The sequence below is a fragment of the Rossellomorea sp. ABR4_012 genome, from assembly GCF_056159545.1.
In genome coordinates this window covers 163,470-183,889 of record NZ_JBSWVK010000002.1, presented here as the reverse complement: position 1 = coordinate 183,889, position 20,420 = coordinate 163,470, and the positions used below count along the sequence as shown (strand labels likewise).

The 20,420-nt window shown below is 44.8% G+C and carries 18 protein-coding genes; 10 read left to right on the top strand and 8 right to left on the bottom strand.

The window, feature by feature from the left end; translation table 11 throughout:
* Positions 1-270: 270 nt before the first annotated feature.
* From ACXAFV_RS10495 to ACXAFV_RS10460, 8 genes are all read left to right on the top strand, one after another.
* Positions 271-1,248: a BMP family lipoprotein gene (locus tag ACXAFV_RS10495; protein WP_475126333.1), complete on the top strand. Its 978-nt coding sequence runs from the start codon at positions 271-273 to the stop codon at positions 1,246-1,248.
* Between the two features lie 24 nt (positions 1,249-1,272).
* Positions 1,273-2,931 (top strand): methyl-accepting chemotaxis protein, encoded by a 1,659-nt coding sequence (locus ACXAFV_RS10490; protein ID WP_475126332.1) that lies wholly within the window; start codon positions 1,273-1,275, stop codon positions 2,929-2,931.
* A 407-nt stretch (positions 2,932-3,338) separates the two neighbouring features.
* Positions 3,339-4,343 carry a rod-share determining protein MreBH gene (gene mreBH, locus ACXAFV_RS10485; RefSeq protein WP_475126331.1) on the top strand — a complete coding sequence of 335 codons (1,005 nt, stop codon included), beginning with the start codon at positions 3,339-3,341 and terminating at the stop codon, positions 4,341-4,343.
* A 485-nt stretch (positions 4,344-4,828) separates the two neighbouring features.
* Positions 4,829-5,395: an RNA polymerase sigma factor gene (locus ACXAFV_RS10480; RefSeq protein ID WP_475126330.1), complete on the top strand. Its 567-nt coding sequence runs from the start codon at positions 4,829-4,831 to the stop codon at positions 5,393-5,395.
* Positions 5,392-6,102, top strand: a complete 711-nt coding sequence (locus tag ACXAFV_RS10475; protein ID WP_475126329.1) for an anti-sigma factor — start codon at positions 5,392-5,394, stop codon at positions 6,100-6,102. The genes ACXAFV_RS10480 and ACXAFV_RS10475 overlap by 4 nt, the downstream gene beginning before the upstream one ends.
* A gap of 206 nt (positions 6,103-6,308) precedes the next feature.
* Entirely contained in the window at positions 6,309-7,655 is a 1,347-nt protein-coding gene (locus ACXAFV_RS10470; protein WP_475126328.1) for a copper amine oxidase, read from the top strand.
* Between the two features lie 73 nt (positions 7,656-7,728).
* Complete coding sequence (locus ACXAFV_RS10465) at positions 7,729-8,376, top strand: class F sortase (RefSeq protein WP_475126326.1); 648 nt, start codon at positions 7,729-7,731, stop codon at positions 8,374-8,376.
* A gap of 393 nt (positions 8,377-8,769) precedes the next feature.
* Complete coding sequence (locus ACXAFV_RS10460) at positions 8,770-9,789, top strand: STAS domain-containing protein (protein ID WP_475126324.1); 1,020 nt, start codon at positions 8,770-8,772, stop codon at positions 9,787-9,789.
* A 138-nt stretch (positions 9,790-9,927) separates the two neighbouring features.
* Here ACXAFV_RS10460 and ACXAFV_RS10455 read toward each other — a convergent pair whose 3' ends face one another.
* Both ACXAFV_RS10455 and ACXAFV_RS10450 read right to left on the bottom strand, forming a co-directional pair.
* Positions 9,928-10,629: a GNAT family N-acetyltransferase gene (locus tag ACXAFV_RS10455; protein ID WP_475126323.1), complete on the bottom strand. Its 702-nt coding sequence runs from the start codon at positions 10,627-10,629 to the stop codon at positions 9,928-9,930.
* A 12-nt stretch (positions 10,630-10,641) separates the two neighbouring features.
* Positions 10,642-11,751 (bottom strand): mandelate racemase/muconate lactonizing enzyme family protein, encoded by a 1,110-nt coding sequence (locus tag ACXAFV_RS10450; RefSeq protein ID WP_475126322.1) that lies wholly within the window; start codon positions 11,749-11,751, stop codon positions 10,642-10,644.
* 87 nt (positions 11,752-11,838) lie between these two features.
* On the opposite strand from ACXAFV_RS10450, the gene ACXAFV_RS10445 reads away from it, so the two are divergent.
* On the top strand, positions 11,839-13,104 hold the full coding sequence (locus ACXAFV_RS10445; protein WP_475126320.1) for a transcriptional regulator: 1,266 nt from the start codon (positions 11,839-11,841) through the stop codon (positions 13,102-13,104).
* A 5-nt stretch (positions 13,105-13,109) separates the two neighbouring features.
* Here the strand turns inward: ACXAFV_RS10445 and nhaC are convergent, their stop codons facing one another.
* From nhaC to ACXAFV_RS10430, 3 genes are all read right to left on the bottom strand, one after another.
* Positions 13,110-14,528 (bottom strand): Na+/H+ antiporter NhaC, encoded by a 1,419-nt coding sequence (nhaC, locus tag ACXAFV_RS10440; protein ID WP_475126318.1) that lies wholly within the window; start codon positions 14,526-14,528, stop codon positions 13,110-13,112.
* Positions 14,529-14,657: 129 nt separating this feature from the next.
* A complete protein-coding gene (locus tag ACXAFV_RS10435) occupies positions 14,658-15,752 on the bottom strand; it encodes an amidohydrolase (protein WP_475126316.1) in 1,095 nt (364 codons plus the stop codon).
* A gap of 243 nt (positions 15,753-15,995) precedes the next feature.
* Complete coding sequence (locus tag ACXAFV_RS10430; protein WP_475126315.1) at positions 15,996-16,781, bottom strand: divergent polysaccharide deacetylase family protein; 786 nt, start codon at positions 16,779-16,781, stop codon at positions 15,996-15,998.
* A gap of 415 nt (positions 16,782-17,196) precedes the next feature.
* Here ACXAFV_RS10430 and ACXAFV_RS10425 point away from each other — a divergent pair, with 415 nt between their 5' ends.
* A complete protein-coding gene (locus ACXAFV_RS10425) occupies positions 17,197-17,436 on the top strand; it encodes a hypothetical protein (RefSeq protein WP_475126314.1) in 240 nt (79 codons plus the stop codon).
* Between the two features lie 207 nt (positions 17,437-17,643).
* On the opposite strand, the gene ACXAFV_RS10420 is transcribed toward ACXAFV_RS10425, so the two are convergent.
* From ACXAFV_RS10420 to ACXAFV_RS10410, 3 genes are all read right to left on the bottom strand, one after another.
* Positions 17,644-18,717: a nitric oxide synthase oxygenase gene (locus ACXAFV_RS10420; protein ID WP_475126313.1), complete on the bottom strand. Its 1,074-nt coding sequence runs from the start codon at positions 18,715-18,717 to the stop codon at positions 17,644-17,646.
* Between the two features lie 156 nt (positions 18,718-18,873).
* The gene (locus tag ACXAFV_RS10415) at positions 18,874-19,401 is read right to left on the bottom strand and encodes an N-acetyltransferase family protein (RefSeq protein ID WP_475126311.1); all 528 of its coding nucleotides are present in this window, start codon (positions 19,399-19,401) and stop codon (positions 18,874-18,876) included.
* A 94-nt stretch (positions 19,402-19,495) separates the two neighbouring features.
* A complete protein-coding gene (locus ACXAFV_RS10410; RefSeq protein ID WP_475126310.1) occupies positions 19,496-20,329 on the bottom strand; it encodes a VanW family protein in 834 nt (277 codons plus the stop codon).
* Between the last annotated feature and the right edge of the window lie 91 nt (positions 20,330-20,420).

Genomic DNA, 20,420 nt, shown 5'->3' with positions numbered 1-20,420 from the left:
ATCAAAAGTTTTAAATTCCCTGCAAAACCATGGGCAGTAGTTCTAATGATTATGAACGCTCAATAATAATTGCCCATTTTCCAGACAGAAATACATTATGCGCCAACTGTCAATATTCAGTTTGACCGCTACCTTTCACTCTTTCCCCTGTATTTTTCTGAATACTCCCATATTTCTTATCCCTATAACAATTTCCCACCCACCTCCGATAATACAAAGGTACGGACAAGTATAATGTCTTTATTTTTATTATTATGTGGAGGTTTTGTTTTGAAAAAGTTCATGATGATATTGTTGGTGATGATGCTGGCGGCAGCCGGATGTTCGTCGTCTTCAGCTGATCAACCCAATGATGATAACTTACGTACGATCGGGATCCTTCTCTCGGACACCGGTCTTGGAGATGGTTCGTTTAATGATTCAGCTTTCCGCGGGCTTGAACGGGCACGGGATGAGCTGGGAATCCTGTTTGATTACAGGGAAGCACCCGATGGGAATTTTGAAGAAGCGCTTCAGGAACTCGTGGCTCAGGACCATGACCTGGTGATCGGGCTTGGCTTCTCCATTCAAGAAGCGCTTGAGACAGTCGCCAAGGAACATCCGGAGCAACATTTTTTGATGATCGATGGAGTTTCGGAGCTGGATAACATTACATCAATCACGTTCAAGGAACACGAAGGAAGCTTCCTTGTCGGTATGGTGGCAGCGATGAAGTCGAAGACGAATACACTCGGATTCATCGGCGGTGCGGATGTACCTGTCATTCATCGTTTTGAAAAAGGCTTCGAGCAGGGTGCGAAATATGTGAATCCTTCCATCAAAATCCTGAAAGACAATGCGAATAACTTTGGTGATTCAGCCCTCGGAAGCACCATTGCCGAAAAACAGATCAAAGCAGGAGCAGACTTCATTTACCCAGCTGCCGGATTTACCGGGGTCGGTGCGATACAGGCTGCTCAGAAGGCAGGCATTTATTCGGGAGGAGTCGATTCAGATCAATATTTCATTGCGGAAAAATCGGTCGTGACTTCCATGATGAAGAAGATCGATAATGCCGTTTTCAATCTGACAAAAGAACTAGTGTCTGAAGGCAGTATTTCTGAGGCATCCTTTGAGCTTGGGTTAAAGGAAGATGGAGTCGGACTTGCCCCGGTACGCATTACAGAATTGACGGATGATGAAACGAAAATGATTAAAGAAGCAACAGACAAGATCATCTCAGGAGAAGTCACGATTAAGATGAACTAATCTCACTTAAGGAGTATATTTTACATGGCACTAAAAAAACGATTAATGATATTGGGGTTCATCCCCCTGATTCTATCGACCATCATTATAGGATATGTCGTTTCTCAATTGTTCTCTCTTCAAAGTTCAGCAAATGAAGATGTCAAAATCCTTGTAGAAACGGAGAAGCTGCGCAGTCACCTCATCGTTACAAAACAGGCCCTCGCCAATTATTCCGTCAATACATCCGATGAAAATAAGCAGATGGCGGAGACATTGTTGACTGATACCTCCTCGCAAATCGATGAACTCGGAAAAATCATTGCCGTAAAAGAGCAGGAAGAAACGTTAGCAAGGATTAAATCAAAATTTTCAGAGCTGAAGTCCGTTTCCGGGAAAGCATTGAATGCGAACAACAAGGCGGAAATCAAACGCCAATCACTGAGGATTTCAGGCGTCCTGAATGATATGCATCTATTAAACAAGCAAACCTCTGACTGGTATCAAAACCTATTAAAAGAGAATGAACAGAAAATCACTTTCATCGTGTGGGCGACAGTCATCAGCTTTCTGGCGGCTTTCACCCTCTCAGTCGGGGCCTCTACCATTCTATCGAATCGAATTGTCAGACCATTGAATGCGATGGTCCATAATGCGGAAAGAATTGCTGACGGAGACCTCACGATTACTTTTGAAGATAGCAACAAAAAGAACAACAAATTTGAAGTCTATAAGCTTCAGACAGCCTTCCAGCATATGGTCGGGAATTTACGTAATACGGTTCAGTCCGTCAATGAAATTGGATTGAATGTCGAGCAATTTACCAGGGATGTCCAGGCTCAAATGGCAAACCTGTCCGAAAGCAGCAGCCAGGTCGCTGTTTCCACCGAAGAATTAGCTAAGGGAAGCCAGGCGATTTCAGAGGATGTGCAATCGACCGCTTCCTTGATGGCAGTGATGGGTGAAGAATTCGCCAGCAATGTGCGCGGCAGCCAGGAATCCTCCGCCAACAGTAAAATCGCTCTCCAATCTGTAGAGCACGGAAGGACGTCGCTGATCAAACAAAAAGAGTTTGCCGAATCTATCACAGATTCTTCAGCCTCTATCGAGCAATCAGTCCAATCCTTCGCAAAATACACTGGGGAAATCGAACAGGCTGCCCAGGCGGTAAAAGAAATTGCCGACCAAACCAACCTCCTGGCTCTTAACGCAGCAATCGAAGCCGCACGCGCCGGGGATGCCGGAAAAGGTTTCGCCGTGGTGGCCCAGGAAGTCCGTAAGCTTGCCGAAGACTCTTCCGTTGCAACGGAAAGGATCGGAAATATGGTTGGAAGCATCAAAGAAGGCATTCTTTCAATCATGGAAGCTTCACAGAAAGGCAGTACCTTATCGAGCCGGCAAATGGAGTCGATGTCCGTAACCGAAAGTGCCTTTGAAGAAATTGCAGGAAATGTCTCTGCGATCTATGAAAAGTTATCTGAGCTGGAACAGGGTATGACGGCTTCTAATGAACGCACCAACAGTGTCATCGCAGCCGTAGAAAACATATCAGCGATCACAGAAGAAACCGCAGCAGGTACCGAAGAAATCTACTCTTCAACCGAAGAACAGCTTCGCTACTTCGAGCAGATGACCGGTCAAGTATCGGAATTGAATGAAATGACAGTTAAGATGAAAAAGGAATTGGAGAAATTCACTTTATAAAAAGAGAGATCGGGCTCATGTCCGATCTCTTATTTTTTTACAATTTTCTATATTCATTTCCATTATATACCTAAACTATCTCAATCTATTGTACTTTTATTATATGTTTTTTCATTATTTTTACTATTCGGACCCAACTACCACCTTTCTACTAGTCGTAATTGCACCCGCTTCATTGTTACAGGACGTTTAAATTTATTTAACGAGGGTAAATGAAATGAATGGTTTTATATACATACCCCGGTATCTAAAAACGCTCTGTAAGAGCATTTTATTGAAAAATATTCATGTCATACTTTGTAACATTATGTCGGTGGTAAATATCTCCACCTTCAAAACCGTCAAAAATCTCCTATACTATATAGAAGGTTATACTGTGTAGAATTCTTATAGTTGGAGGAATATTGATGTTATCAAACTCTGAAATCGGGATCGATTTAGGAACCGCAAATATTCTAGTTTATAGTAAAAATAAAGGAATCATATTAAACGAACCGTCTGTAGTCGCAATCGACACAGAAAACAAACAAGTATTAGCAGTCGGCGTAGAAGCCAAAAGTATGATCGGAAAAACCCCCGGTAAAATCGTAGCCGTACGCCCATTGAAAGACGGCGTCATCGCTGACTTTGATGTCACTACTGAAATGCTTAAACAAGTGATGAAAAAAGCCAGTAAAAAACTAGGATTCTCTATCCGTAAACCCAATGTTGTCGTATGTACACCATCCGGTGCAACAAGCGTAGAACGCAGAGCGATTCAGGATGCTGTCCGTGGAAGCGGCGCGAAAACAGTCACTCTCATCGAAGAGCCTGTTGCTGCAGCGATCGGAGCGGACCTGCCGGTTGATGAGCCGGTTGCCAACGTGATCGTCGACATCGGCGGCGGAACAACGGAAGTAGCCATCATCTCATACGGCGGTGTGGTATCCTGCAACACAATCCGCATCGGGGGAGACCAAATGGATGAAGACATCATCCAGCACGTACGCAAACGCTACAACTTGCTGATCGGTGAAAGAACAGCGGAAAACATCAAGATCGAAGTCGGACATGCGCTGATCGACCATGAAGAACGTACAATGGAAATCCGCGGACGTGACCTTGTGACCGGACTTCCGAAAACGATCACTCTCACTTCTTACGAAATCCAAAGTGCATTGAGGGAATCCCTCCTTCATATTCTAGAAACCATCCGTGCGACGCTTGAGAACTGTCCTCCTGAACTAAGCGGAGACATCGTAGACCGAGGTGTGATCCTGACAGGCGGAGGCTCCCTGTTGAACGGACTTCAAGACTGGCTGAGCGAAGAAATCGTCGTGCCTGTACACCTTGCACCGAATCCATTGGAATCAGTGGCAATCGGAACAGGACGTTCACTTACAGTCATCCATAAATTGCAAAAGGTAAGATAATTACTTATATGCTTTCAAGCGAACCCCTGGTCTTTCGGGGGTTCGTTTTTTTATGCTTTAACGTGGTGAGGGACGGGCTTTGGAGTTTGGTTTGGATTGGCGTGGATTGGTTTTTGGATATGTTGAACAAGGTTTTGCGAAATTTGTCGATTTAAGAAGAATTGTCGGTAAATCATAAAAATTGTCCGTATTTTTGTTTTTTGTCCGTAACTCAGAAAAATTGTCCGCATTATCAAAATTTCGTCCGAAAATCTTACAAATTGTCCGATTCCCTCCACTTTGGAATCTCACTCTCCCCTCCTCTATCTCATTTCCTGAAACTTTCCCAGAGAGAGAACGCTCTCTTACCCTAATCTCAAAAAATTAAACCCAAAAATGATCCAAATCCCTCTTTTTTTCGTTAGCTATTTAGAGGTAAGTTAATTGAGTTAAAGAAGGTAGTTTAGTATCCTTAATTTACTTATGTCATATTTAAGGAGCGTTTTATGCCACAGGAAATCAAGGATATTGATTTATATCGGAAAGTGGTCGACGATCAAGATTCGACTGCTTTGCGGCAGCTTTACCGAAAATATGAGAAACTTATTTATTCATTCACCTACAAAATGACGGGTGATCAGGAGATTGCGGAAGAAGTCATACAGGAAGTCTTCATGAAACTTTGGAAGAAGCACGCCCCCTACGATCACTCAAAAGGAAAATTTTCTTCCTGGTTATTGACGATGACCCGGAATACTTGCCTGGACGCTCTTCGTAAGCGCAAGAAGCATGAGTCAGTCGAATATATGGAACAGGATTCACTTCAGGTCAGCTATGAAACGCCGGCTGATATCGTGGAATGGAAGGAAAAAGGAAAAGCGATCCAGGACTGCATCCGTGCTTTGAAGGAAGATCAGCAGCGGATCGTCCATTTATTTTATTTCAAAGGACTGACACAGCAGTCAATTTCAAAGAACACAGATACACCGCTCGGAACAGTGAAAGGGAGAATAAGGCTGGCGCTGAAGCATCTGCACAGCTGTCTTAAAGGGAAAGGAGGGACCATGGAATGACTCATCAATGTGATCACTTACTCGATTATTACAATCATCATTTGAACGAGTCTGACAAAGAAGCGTTCGAGAAGCATCTGGAAAACTGTTCAGACTGTCAGGAAGCATTAATTGAGCTCGATCAGCTGAATGAATTCTTACCTTATGCTTCAGAACCTATCGTCCCTCCTGAAGGATTGGAAGAACGGGTTTTTGCTCAAATTGAACGAAAGAATGAAAGCACCGTCACTCCTTTCAGAAAAGAAAAACAGCGTAAGCGCTGGATGCTCCCTTCTGTAGCAGCTGTACTTGCTCTTTCCTTACTTGGCAACGCCTATATGTTCACGCAAATCCAGCAGGAAGAGGAAATTGTTGAACAGGCAACGATTGATCAGGTTACAAAATATGTTGACCTAGCTGCAGTGAAAGGAAATGCCAAAGGAACCGCCAGCATCATTAAGCAGGGCGAACAATCGAGCCTCGTCGTGCAAGCTTCACAGCTTCAAGATTTGTCTCAGGAAGAGGTTTACCAGGTATGGCTCATCAAAGATGAAAAGCCCCAGCGCGCTGGTACATTTGTTACCGGACAGGATGGTAAAGGCTCTGTCGTCTTTAAAATGAACGAAGAATTCGCTAAGGAAGATTGGGATATGGTCGCCATCACCTTGGAACCTGATGCGAAGAGTCAGCTTCCGCAGGGGGATATCGTACTTGCATCTGAAATCTAATTCTGAAATCTAATCATGAATATTCTAAAACCCGGCAGCTTTTTGCCGGGTTTTTTATTTGGATTTGCCCTTTAGAAAGACAAATTTTCCTCTCAAAACCTCCCCGTATTAAATAATGATCACAACTTTTTTCAAAAAAAGTGATCCAACTGTCAACTTCTGTCGTTAGCTCTATGAAAATAAAAAACAAAAGGAGAGATTACCCTATGAAATTCAATAAAAGTTATTTAGCAATCCCATTGAGCATGACATTAATGATTCCGGCAGCAGGAACTGCTTTTGCCCATAACGGCGAAGATCATTCCCCGATGGCTGTGACACCGGCCTCGGATTTAAGAACGACTCTTCAACATTATTTAAGTGAACATGCATACTTAGCAGTCGAAGCGATGAGAAGAGGCGCAGAAGGTTCTGAAGACTTCGATGCGGCAGCAAATGCTTTGAATTCAAATACGGAAGACTTAACGGCAGCCATCACTTCCGTTTACGGTGAAGAAGCAGGAAACCAATTCAATGAAATGTGGACCAACCATATCGGATTCTTCGTGGATTATGTCAAAGCGACTGGGGCAAACGACCAGGCAGCAAAAGATGAAGCACTCAAAAATCTTGACGGCTACCGGGCAGAATTCTCAAAATTCCTCGAAACCGCTACGGGTGAACGTTTGGAATCCGACAGCCTGGCTGAAGGGCTGCAAATGCATGTGAACCAGCTCATTGGTGCATTTGACAGCTATGTAGCAGGAGACTACGACAAAGCCTATGAATACGAACGTGAAGCCATCAATCATATGCATATGGTCGCAAAAGGATTATCCAGCGCCATTACCGATCAATATCCGGAAAAATTCGAGAACACCATGGCCGTTACACCGGCAGCTGACTTAAGAGCGACTCTTAACCATCTATTGACTGAGCATGCTGCACTTGCAACAATGGCGATGCAAAACGGTATCGATGGTTCTGAAGACTTCGATGCTTCTGTCAATGCACTGAATGCCAACACTGAAGCACTATCTGCAGCGATCGCTTCTGTATATGGTGAGGAAGCTGGGAATCAGTTTAAAGAAATGTGGTCGAATCATATCGGGTTCTTTGTTGATTATGTAAAAGCAACAGGTGCTGAAGACGAAGCTGCGAAAAAAGAGGCTCTCCAAAACCTTGATAACTATCGTGCCGATTTCTCCAAGTTCCTTGAAACAGCTACAGACGGCCGCCTGAAATCTGATGCACTGGCAGAAGGACTTCAAATGCACGTCGATCAGTTGGTAGGAGCATTCGACAGCTATGCTGCCGGAGATTATGAACAATCTTTTGAAGACATCCGAATGGCTTATGAGCATATGCTGAACCCTGCCAAAGGATTATCTTCAGCCATTGTCGATCAATACCCTGATAAATTTGCTCACGATATGCCTTCTCAAATGCCGAACACAGGCATGGGCGGTACAGCCGACGCGGAGGAATTCCCGCTGGAATACTTACTGGCTGCTCTGATGGCTATTGCCGGGGGATCTGTTTTAGCCTTAAAAAAATATGCTGGAAGTAAATAATATACAATGAAAAGAGGGACGACCCCTGCAAGGTCTGTCCCCTCTTTTGTGAAGATGAAAGGAGTGGCTTCACATGTTTTATACTATGAGGGTTGTCTTCCTTGTGCTTGTACTAATGACTATTTCTGCATGTAATGCTGAAATGGGCATGAATTCAAGCGTTGAACCTGCCGAGGAGCCTAAACAGCTGCAGGAGGAAGAGCCGAAACAACATATGGCCAGCACAACCACCAGCTCTTCTCCCTATGCTGAATCGATTTTAAAAGACGAGCGTACTGGAATCGTTCCCGCCTCTCTTGAAATCCCTGCGATCGATCTCAAAGCCAATGTGGAATCAGTCGGGCTGAAGGAAAACGGAGAAATGGCTGTCACAGAAAGCTTTGATACGACAGGCTGGTATGAGCAAGGCTATAATCCGGGTGAACCCGGAAATGCCGTCATCGGTGGTCATGTCGACAGCAGGAACGGACCTGCCGTTTTCTACGAATTGAACAATCTGTCTGTAGGCGATGAGGTGAAGATCACAAGCAAAGCCGGAGACACAAGAATCTTTGTTGTGACAGACAAAAAAGAATATCCATGGGATAACGCCCCCCTGAAATCCATTTTCGGGTATACCCACAGAAGTTCATTGAACCTGATCACCTGCACAGGTGACTTTGACCAATCATCGAGGAACTATAGCAAACGGCTTGTCATCTACACTGAACTGAAATCCTGAAACCCGCCCCGGACGGGTTTTTTTATTTTATCAACATCGCTCTTTCCGGGTGAGGACAGCACTTTTTTAACATTTGGCTAAGGCCTGTAGTTTTACTCTTGGAATTAATAACCTTATAATTCAATTAAGCTCTTTCCCTAGTTTTTACACACATGAGTGACAAAAAAGATATTTCCACCCGACTATCGGCTGCACTTCTAAGTTTGATTGTGAAAAGAGCACATTCACACATTCCATTCAGGTTTATTAGACAATTTCCGAAAAACAACATTCTTTTAGAAAACACCCTTCAACTAAGATAGGATTTCAACTAAGAGATAAGCCATTTTATACTCCCCTATTTTTGGGTATAGGTAAGTATCAACTTAATTGTTTTTATGGAGGCTATTATTTATGACAAGGTATGATGTTAATGTCAATGGTTCATTATTTGACTGGAACCTGGAAACCGGGGACTTTAATTTTGAAAATGATGAAGTCGTCATGTTCTGGGTGAAGACAGCCTTTAAAACGCTGTTTGATTCAATCGAAGAAATCGCAGGAGAAAAGGAATCGGAGCTCGTCCTTGAAACAGCAGGGTACAGAACCGGTAAGATTGTGAGTCAATTCTACATGGACACGATCGGAAGCACGGATGAAATATTGACGAAGCTTCCCAATACATATGTTACAGCCGGATGGGGAATCACAGATGTTGTCTACTACTCTATCAAAGACAGGAAAGCCGTGATCACCGTCAAAAATGGCTGGGAGCACAAAGTTAAACTCGCTCAGGGGAAGACAGATGAAGGGAAATTCCTGCCCGGACACTGGGCTGGTGTATTTTCTGGCTTATTCGATGCAAATGTATGGTACAGGGTCGTAAAGAGCCAGATTGGAGGAGAAGATTACAGTCAGTATGAATTCTTCGAGTCGGACATCACACCGACCCTGAATGTTCAAACCTTATTTGATGAACAGAAAACAAAGGTACGTGCTGAGTTGGAGCAACTGACGGAACAGCGTACCCAGGTGCTTTCTGACATAATCAAAGAAATTTCATCCCCTATCATACCGTTGATGGATTCGATTCTCGTCGTTCCGTTAGTCGGGCCTTACGATGAATTGAGAGGCGAGGAGCTCTTGAATCGGACTCTGTTGAACCTTCCGCACTACAAAGCGGAATTTCTCGTTCTCGATTTGACGAGCTTGACCGGATTCGACGACTACACCCTTGATTTCATCCGAAAGTTCGTGGGATCTGCCGGCTTGTTGGGAACGAAATGCCTCCTGGTGGGGATTTCACCCGAGCTCAGCATCAAAATCACACAGTCCGGACACACTGTCGCCAACATCCCTTGCTTCACTATCCTGCAGCAAGGTATCAAGTACGCACTTGATCAACAGGGACTGGAAATTACCCGGAAGAAATAACTTTTTGAGATAAGCCGGGTCGTGTTACCCGGCTTTTTTGGATCGATACATTCTTGGAATGGAAGATGTTCTCCCTGATCGAACGACAAAAAAAGCGCCCTTCTGGACGCCAAATTCATTGCAGCTCTTCCCTTTCTATCATCTTTTCACATATAATACCTGATATTCACCGTCTTCTTCCTCCAGTGAAATGCCGCGCCAGCCTGCATACAATAACGCCTGCTGCCCCTCGACATCACCCATCGGAATTCTGGCAATCTCGGAAATTTCTCCCCCTGTACCCTCACTATCCAGGCGCTTAATGAATATATAGCGCAGTTGATTTACGTACTTGATTTTAAGGGCCGCAATCTCCATTCCCTGCTTAAACTTATCTTTTAAACTGGGAATATTAAAGGGAGCGACCGTGCATGCCACAAAGGTAAATCTTTGATCCAGTTTCCCCAGCTCTTCCATAATCAAATAAGCCAGGGTTTGCTGCAGCCGGTTGCCTCTGTAATCCGGGTGTACATTCGAAATTTCCTGATAGATTACCCGTGGCAGTTCCTCTGCTTCCAACCCAACATCCAGTCCCAGATGTTCTTCATCGATCGGCGGGATCAACAAGGCGCGGAATGCGACTAATCCACTTCCTGTAAAAGCTCCGATCATCAGTCCGTTTCCGGTTAAAATATAGTCCAATTCCTCATACGTCAGGGGCTGTAAATTCTTTTTTTCTGTCAGTGTATCCACCACAAGCTCCTGCAGCTCCTGTAATTGGCTCATATGCTCTTTACTTAATAAACGAACGGTATAGGATTCATTGTTTTTTTCAAGAAATCCCTCGAATAGATGATCCATTATTCATGCTCCTTACTCTACGATACTCTTGAACTCAGTCAATTCTTCCAGAATATCTTTATCTACTTTAACACCGAGGCCCGCCTTTTCAGAAAGCCTTATATAAGGGACGTCATAATGCAGGTCTCCGATATCCTTTGAAAATTTAATCGGCCCCGTCAATTCTACACTAGTGATGACTTTTTTCGAAAAGGCCACATGGAAGCCGGCTGCTGATGCAATGGATGACTCGACCATCGAGCCGACCTGGCATTCCATCCCTGCCATCTCAGCCATATGGGCAAGTTTGACTGCCGGGTAGACCCCACCACTTTTCATCAACTTAATATTCACTTTATCCGCTGCCTGCTTCCTGATGATCTCACGCATTTCACGTACGCCTTTCAGCCCCTCATCAATCATGAGCGGTATATCTGTCCTTGATTTGATCCGGACCATCCCATCTACATCATCTGCCAAAACGGGCTGCTCAAGCCAATCGATGTTCAAATCTTGAAGATGCCGAAGTGCCTTTAGCGTTTGACTGCTGTTCTTCCACCCCTGATTCACATCCACCCTTATTGGCACTTCCATTCCGACGAGTTCCCGGACCTTCCTGATTCTTTCAATATCCAGGTCGATATCGGTTCCAACTTTCATTTTAAATGATTGAAATCCATACTCGATCATCCGGGCGGCTTCCTCTGCCATTGTATCCGGTTCTGTTATGCTGAGGACATGGGTAAGCTGAAATTCTTCATGATAACGGCCGCCGAGCAGCTGATAAACAGGCTGATTCACTTTTTTCCCCATGACATCATAGCAAGCGATATCGACGGCCGCCTTTGCTGTCGGGGCATTGTAAATAGCCTTATCCATCAGGTCATGAATTCTTTCAATATGAAAAGGATTCTCCCCGATCAGTTTCGGGGCGAGCGTATGCTGAAGGACCTGAAATGTGCTTTCCCATGTTTCGCCTGTCACATGCTCATCAGCCACCGCTTCACCATACCCAATGATTCCTTCATCCGTCTCCATTTCCAAAAAGATAGAGGGCATATCATCATATGTATGGTAACTTATGATGAAAGGCTGTTTCAGCGGCAGCCTGATGGCATACAAATTGATTTTTTTTATGATCATATGAAAAACACTCCTTTAATCTAACAAAATTTATGTCCGCTTGGTATAATGTCGTTATATAGTCGTTAATCAAGAAAGGAGATCGTCATGAAAACGAAAATCGCCCTGATCGGCTCCAAGGATTTTATAGAACGGGTCCAGATTTCCGTTGCTCCTGATTTAAACAGCATCGAACTGGTCCCCTACATTTACACGGAACCCCAGGAAGCAAGCAAGCTGATCACACAAATCACACCATGTGATGCTCTTTTATTTTCAGGGGCACTGCCTTACTTTTTTTCAAAAGAAGAATGCCGAACATTATCTGTCCCGGTCCTTTACCTTGAACAGGATGAAACGGCCCTTGTGACATCACTGCTTTATATCCTGCACCATCATCAGATCAAACCAGACCGCGTGTCCATCGATTTGATGGATCTTTCATTCATCGATCACATTGCGTCAGACCTACACCTCAAGAACCCGCCCCGTTATGTGATGGATTATAAAGAGCGCCTGCCCCACAACTTTAACATCAGCGAATATACAGACTTCCACCGGCAGTTATTTAAGGATGGTAAAACGGAGTTTGCCTTAACGAGCATCCATGCTGTTTATGATCGGCTTGTCAAATTGCAAATCCCTTGCATGAGAATGATCGACCCTGCTAAGTCGTTGATACGGGCCATCGATGAAGCTCATTCCCAATCTCTTTTATCTAAAAGAAAAGCAGCCACGATCGCTGCTGCCCGTCTTTCAGTTCAAGAATGGGATGGTGAACATGAACATCTTCATCAGCTCGCCCGCCTGATGAAGGGAACACTCCAAAAAAATGAGGATGGTTCTTCCTACACGATTTACAGCAATAGGGGAAGCATCGAACATTTCCTGGAAAGCACCGACTTCCCTTCCCTGTTTCAACTTGAACACCCCGTGCTTGCAGGGTTCGGATACGGTCATACGGCAGCACAAGCAGAGGAAAACGCACAGACCGCATTGTCATTTGCCAGAAAGGTTGATTCTGATGGCTGCGCCTTTATTCTAAATGAGGAGAAAGAGATGTCAGGACCATACCCTGATAAAAACAAGAAACAGCATCTGAAAAATGATCATCCCGAAATGCTGTCTCTTGCCAAACAATTAAAATTGAGTCCATCGAACTTATCTAAAATCATTCATTTCTACAAATCCCGTTCGTCCCGTGATTTCACTGCAGCAGAGCTTTCTGATTACATGCAAATCACGCGGCGCTCAACGGAACGGATCTTGAAGAAACTGGTCGACAACGGTTCTGCCAAGATCATAGGGGAAGAAATGACGTATGCCCAGGGAAGACCGCGAGCGATTTATGAACTGACCTTCCCCATCTATTGACCCGGTCAGGAGGAAAGTGTGGCATCCTCCTGCTCAGCTGCTTTCATTTCGTTTTCACTCAGCTTGGTAATGCTGAAACCAGTGAAGGCATAGATGATGGAAATGATCGGCACGATAAAATTCAACACAGCATAAGGAGCATAATCAAATGCATGGACCCCTAGCGTTCCTAAAATGAAGACCCCGCAAGTATTCCAAGGGATGAAAACGGAAGTCAGCGTCCCTCCATCTTCGAGGGCACGCGACAGATTCTTTGAATGCAGCCCTTTTTCCCTATAGGCATTTGCATACATCCGTGAAGGTACCACGACAGAAATATACTGTTCCGAGCATGATGCATTCGTCGCAAAACATGAAACCACAGTGGAAGCCACCAAGCCTTTCGCTGTTTTTGTCACCTTTAGGATCTGGTTGACGATGGCACGAAGCATACCTGTGTGCTCCAAGATCCCTCCGAAGGTCATCGCTACAATCGTCATCGACACCGTATACATCATCGAATCGAGACCGCCGCGTGAAAACAGATCATCGACCATCGTATTTCCCGTCTCGATCACGTACCCGCTTTGAAGAGCAGAAACAGCATCCGCAAACGAATCATGCTGAATGAATACCTGTGCACCAAAACCAAGAATGATCCCTACGATAAGAGCCGGGATGGCAGGAACTTTCCGCGCAACGAGAACAATGACAAGCAGCGGGACAACCAGTAAAAATGGCGAAACAACAAAACTGTCCTGAAGAACGCCGATTGTCTTTTCAATATCAGCAGTATTGACCCCATTTTTCCCAAAGTTCCTTCCTAAATAAGCATAGACAGCCAGGGCAATCACAAAGCCTGGAATCGTCGTGTAAAGCATATGACGGATATGTACAAAAAGATCCGTGTTAGTGAGTCCCGAAGCAAGGTTCGTTGTATCTGACAGCGGCGACATCTTATCACCGAAATAAGCCCCCGAGATTATGGCACCGGCAATCATCGGAGCCGGTATCCCCATACTTATCCCGATTCCCATACCCGCAACACCGATTGTCCCCATTGTCGACCAGGAACTGCCAATCGCCAGAGATACGACCGCACAGATAACTGCAATCGATAAAAGGAAAAGCGAAGGAGTGATCATCTTCAGGCCATAATAAATCATTGTCGCCACAATTCCTCCGCCAATCCAAGCACCGATTGTCAATCCGACAAGCATGATGATGACTACGGCAGGTAAAGCAAGACGAATCCCCTTATACATGGCCTCCTCTATATCCTTCCATTTGAATCCTGTAAACCAGGCGACAAGTGCAGCTGTGACCGTACCGATGATCAGAGGAATGTGCGGCCCCTGCTCCAAAACAACAATTGTAATGGCCATTACGGTGATCATGACAAGCAATGGAATGATTGCCAGCCAAAAAGACATTTCCTTTTTCATCCAAACTCCCCCTTGAAACCCCTTTGTTTTTTGACTATTCCTAATTGTCGTTAAATAGTCGCTATATGAGTATCATAAGGGCAGAAGTTGGAGTAGTCAATCAGATTTTGGTACCGATTACAGTTAGATTTATACCTTTTTTAACGTCTCAGCTACTATTTTTGCAGCTTGATTCAGCGCAGAAACATTAAACTTCATGTCCGGATGATGCAGACCTGGAGTCAAATCCGCACCAACCCCAATCATTGCTGCCTTCACTTCGGGATGCTTGATCGTATAAAAATGAAAATCATCACTGCCCGATGTAATGACCGGCGGAGCCAATGCCTCATCACCCGCAATGGATCGAACCGCTTCTCTCGTGATGGCCTCAGCTTCTTCCGATACCTCCGCTCCAGGTGTATAGTCTGTCCATTCAAACTCAATCGTGACTCCGTACAGTTTGGCAATGCCATCGACCCCCTCCTGGAGGCGGCGCTGTAATACTTCGAGCACCTCATTCTTCTGTGCCCGTACATCGATTGCAAACTCGGCACTTCCCGGAATGATGTTCAGGTTGTCCCCTCCTGCAGCCATTTTTGTTAATTTTGCAGAATAAGATTCAAACGGAGACAAATAGATCGTTTTTAAAAATGAATGAATGGCCGCCAAAACATCGATACTGTTTTTCCCTTGATGGGGTCTTGCACCATGCGCATCTACCCCTTTTATTTTCCCTTCCATGTAAATGCCCGCCCCATGATGAATCGAAGGCGAAAAGTAACCATGATCCAGTTCTTCTTTCGGTCTCAAATGAACACCGAATAAATAACGGACATCCTTAAGTGCCCCTTTATCAATCATGGTAAGCGATCCATTCCCCTTCTCCTCTGCAGGTTGAAAAATGAAACGGATTCGCTTGTCTTTTGGAGGATCCTGTAGGGAATAAAGAAGGGCTCCGAGAACCATCGACATATTGGCATCATGACCACATGAATGATTCGCCTGCATCACCCCGTCCACCTCTTGCCAGAGAGCATCGATATCTGCGCGTACAGCCGTCACTTCATCCCCTTCACCTATTTCAGCAATCAAACCTGTCACATCAGAAAATCTCCGGTAACTCACATTCAGCTCATCCAGGATCTCCGCAATCTTATTCGTCGTTTCATACTCCTTCCAGCTCACTTCGGGGTAAGCATGGAAATGATCAAACCAATCTAAAATTTGTTTTTCAACATTCATATCCATTCTCCTTTCCTTCCTTTTTCTCTATGTATTCTGAGAATGGAAGTGAAAATCCTTCTTTGGCACAGAACGAAAAGCGGAGGGGCTTCGAACAGAGGCGGGCGGCATAAGGCGAATCGGCCACAAAGGCGTATTTTGCCTTTTTGGTCGTTTTGACTTATGACATGTGCCTCTAAGTCCCGGAGCTGGACAGTTATAGAAATAAATTTATACTTTCTTCAAATTCAAAAAGCACACCCCTCAAGGCATGCTCTCATCAATCAAATGATATTCAGGAATTAAATCAGACAGCGGTACAATCGACGCTTTCTTTTCATATAACGGTATGAATTCCTTCAGCATCGTTGCAACCTTCATGCCCGTCACGCCCACATGCCCGATCGCAATCGTACTTTCATCATCATCCAACTCATGTGATAGGCGTTTCGCCTGCTTACCGATATGTCGAAGTGTGTAAATATCATCGAAGAACAATTCATTTTCAAGATAGGGCACATCAAGTTCTTTAGCAAGAGTCGGAATCACACTCTTGCCTGTCGTTTTGCTGTCAAGATAGAAAAGCCCTTTCTCCTTGCATACCTCAAGCACAACCCTCATCACCCGCTCATCAGCAGTCGCCTTCGATCCCATATGGTGATTGATGCCCACAGCGTATGGAACTTCTTCAATCGCCTTTTCCACCCGGCTGCGGATCTCTTTACTTGATAGTGAAGTCGTGATCGCTCCCGGACCAAGCCAGCTTGCCTTTCCGGACACCGGCTCCATCGGGAGGTGAACGATCACCTCATGACCCAGCCTGTGTGCCTTTTCTGCATCCTCTTTCGTCGTCGGTAAAAATGGCATGATGGCGAGGGTCAGTGTCACAGGCAGATGGAGGATCTCCGCTGTCCCCTTCATATCATTCCCCAGGTCGTCGATCACAATGGCCAGTTCCTTTTGGTGGGCCGGCAGCGGCAGGATATTCCTCGCTTCTGTCGTGCTTTGCACCAATAAAATGACTGACAGACAGATGAATAAGCTTCTCATCCCACATCACTCCTTTTCATTTAAGTTGTCCAAAAGGTATGAAGTTTAAGTGATGAATTTCATATTGAAGTGAGATTCAGGGATGGTGGACCATTTCGTTGATGAATATAGAGATTTTTCGACAAAAAGATCATATATTTACGAATAGGATCATAAATTCCGGAATAAGATCATAAATTCCGGATTAGGATCAAATATTCACAGATAGGATCATAAATCCTGAAAAAAGATCGTAATCTGTGAAAATGGATCATAATTTGTGAAAACGGTTCATAACCTGAATCGCAGCAGTCACAGCGACTCATCGAATGCCCCGATCCTCCGCACAACACCCTCGCTCCCTGCTTATCTACCCTCTCACCATGGATAAATCACTCAAAACTGACCAATCCTAGAAAAAAGGAGTGATGAAACCATGACCGAACAGCAAATGGAGGATTTATTTCACTTTTATGGCCATGAAGATTTATATAAACGATTCAAAACGCCCCTTTATGTGACAGGTCTGCTGGATGACAGTGAGGCAGAGCATCTGGAGGATTTCTTTGACCACTTCACACTCGATCGATCCATCCTGTTTGACGAATTCCGCTTTTGGTTCCGTTATTTCGAGGTGTCAAAAAAGGGGATGGATGGTTCTTCACCTTACTGTTGACAATGTATGCGGGGGGATGGACGGTTCTACCTTACTGTTGACACTGCATGTGGGGCAATGACCGCCGTCACCTTGTCCTCCTGCTAACGCGGCTTTTTAGACGCTGTCCGTCGTCCTAGTTGTTGACACTGCGAACGGGACACCGACATCGTACCTCCACAGAAAAAAGCTGTTCCCTGAGCTTCACTCAGAAAACAGCTTTCCATTTCAATATGGTTTATCCTGATAAAAATAGTTCGTCGATTTCCATGTGTTATCATATGCTTTATGAAAAATATGAGTCGACGCAGGTGAAACAGGCGGTATGAGCCATGTCCAGTCACCGGTGACTTCGCGGCCAGCATGTTGCTCATTTTCCTCAAACAGGCGGAATTGCTGGGCAGCAGTATGGTGGTCTACAATGCTCACGCCATCTTCTTTAAAGGAATGAAGCACTGCGATATTCAATTCTATAAGCGCCTTATCTTTCCATAGCGTAATGGCCCTTGATATATCAAGACCCATACAGCTTGCGACTTTGGGGAGAAGATTGTACCGCTCAACGTCTGCCAGATTTCTTGCACCGATCTCCGTTTCCATATACCAGCCGTTGAACGGTGCCGCTTTATATGAAATCCCGCCAATCTTCAATTCCATATCAGAAATGATTGGCACCCCGTACCACTTAAGACCGAGGTCACTGAACCATTCAAATTCCGGGTGTCTTAAATCGACTTCCAACACGAGATCTTTCCTGACCGGCTTCCATTGAGGAGGGTTTTCACCGATCTGAACGACGAAAGGCAGGATATCAAAATCTGTCTTATCCCCTTCCCAGCCAAGCTCCTCACATTTTTTCGTGAAATCAATTGAATGCGGATCTCCAATAAAGGTATCGCCCTCTTTATATCCCGCATATCTAAGCAGTTGGTGATTCCATAAACGGATGTCCGGCTCTCCGGGCTGTGACGGTCTGAACACCGTGATTGCCGGCCGGATCCGTCCTTCATTGGAGGCAAACTCTAAGTGGCGTTCCAGTGCTTGGAACACGTCCTCCTCCGTTGAAGCACCCCGCTCATCAAATACCTGCAGCGAATTCCAGAACAAGCGGCCGATACAGCGATTGCTATTCCGCCACGCCAGCTTCGCTCCGAACACAAGCTCTTCTTTTGTATGGATATAGGTCCCGCTTTCAGCAATTTCCTCTTCAACCTGCTGCAAACGCCCATCAACACCGGTTTTCTCACTTTCTATATAAAATTGCTCAATAAAGGCCTTTGCCTCTGCAACTAATTCATTCAATCCTACCGCTTCCTCATATCATAAATTGTACCCCAAGTATATCATGCCGGAATCCCTATAAACCTGGTACATTTGTACAAAAGATGAACGGGGGTCAGGCACCATCTCCCACTTCACCAATTTCAGACTATACAGGCCAGTCCAAAGGTCACCTTCTTATCTTAATGACTTTTCATAGCAGCGGTATTCCTGATGCCCTTCAGGTTTTGAGGTAAAATGGACCGACCCTCTGTATACATACCCCAATTTCTCATACAGATAATTGGCCCCCTCGTTACGGGCATATGCATCCAATCGGATACTGCGGTATCCATTATCGGCTGCATACTCCTCACATTTTTCCAAAAACTTCGTACCGAGTCCCTTCCCCTGCTTCAATGGATCAAGGAACAAAGCATGGACCACCAGCTCCCCATCATACTCCCAGGGAATCTCGCTCCATTCCGGGGACTGCCACGTATTCAAGGTCACCGCACCCGAGAGCTCTCCATCCGAATATAGGCAGTACAAGTCACCATATCCGATCTGCAATTCAAAATACTCCCTGCTTGGATAGATTTCATCCCACTGAAGCAGGCCGTTTTCATCCAGGTCCTTTTTACTTCTCAGGTAAACTGCTGTGATTTCATCCAGTTGTTCATTTGTAGCTTTTTTTAATTCTATAGAAGTCATGTCCTTTATCATTGCCCATTCCCCGTATCCATTGAATTTTTTCTTATTACTAGTGTTTGATGAAAGAGTGGCGGTTATTCTGCGAATTCCCCCGCTCTCCTGCGGCTCACCAGGTGTTGCCTGTTTTCTGTTCAAGCAATGGTTCATACATCATGAGTGCATGATTTTCCGTTATGAATTCCTCATCGATTTGTACGCCGGCCTTATTGAAAACCTTCCGGAAAATTTGATTATGCCTCAAGTAGCCGCCCCAGTATTCATGTGAGATGCTATGCTCTTTTTCATACACTTCATAATGAGTAATAGCAGGCGAGGTCGATCTCCATTCACCGACGAGGGCTTCGTCAGTCAGGTACACGTGCAGCTGGAAGGTTTCGCTCGTATTGTTTTTGATTTTCAAATCCAGATAATTGTAGGCACAGGTGGCTCCGCTCCCGAACGGAAGTCTGCGGTTGCTGTCTGGAAATGCGTCATAACTGTGGCGATGTCGCTCGGTGACAGTCAGGGGCGTGTGAAGCGTCATCCAATAAATCAGGTTCGATAACTGACACAGACCTCCTCCGATACCCGGCTTAAAGGAACCGTAATAAAGAACCATCCCATCGACATATCCTTTACGTTTCGTCGTGTTTCCGAGCAGCTTCCAATAAGAAAATGTCTCTCCGGGCTTGATGACAACCTTGTCCAGCTCCCGAACAGCAATCTTTAAATTCTTCACCTTATTTTCCTGGTACCACATGTCCACATCCTTTAGCTTCCTATACAACGGTGTCCGATGAGAATGAATGACATGCTGCTTCAATTCGGATTCTCTCATGTTAGCGAACGTTTCATTCGTCATTAACCACTGCATATACCTTTTTGTCCTGTAAAAACAAGTTCCGAGGAATACCCTGAACGAGGATCTCTTTTTAGGCTGATACTCCAAAGATTTAAACATTGAACCACCCTTTGTATTTATCCATTTATTACCTTATTATATAGCCTATAGTAAATTCTGACTATTTAAAATTCACAAAAAAAAGGCGGCC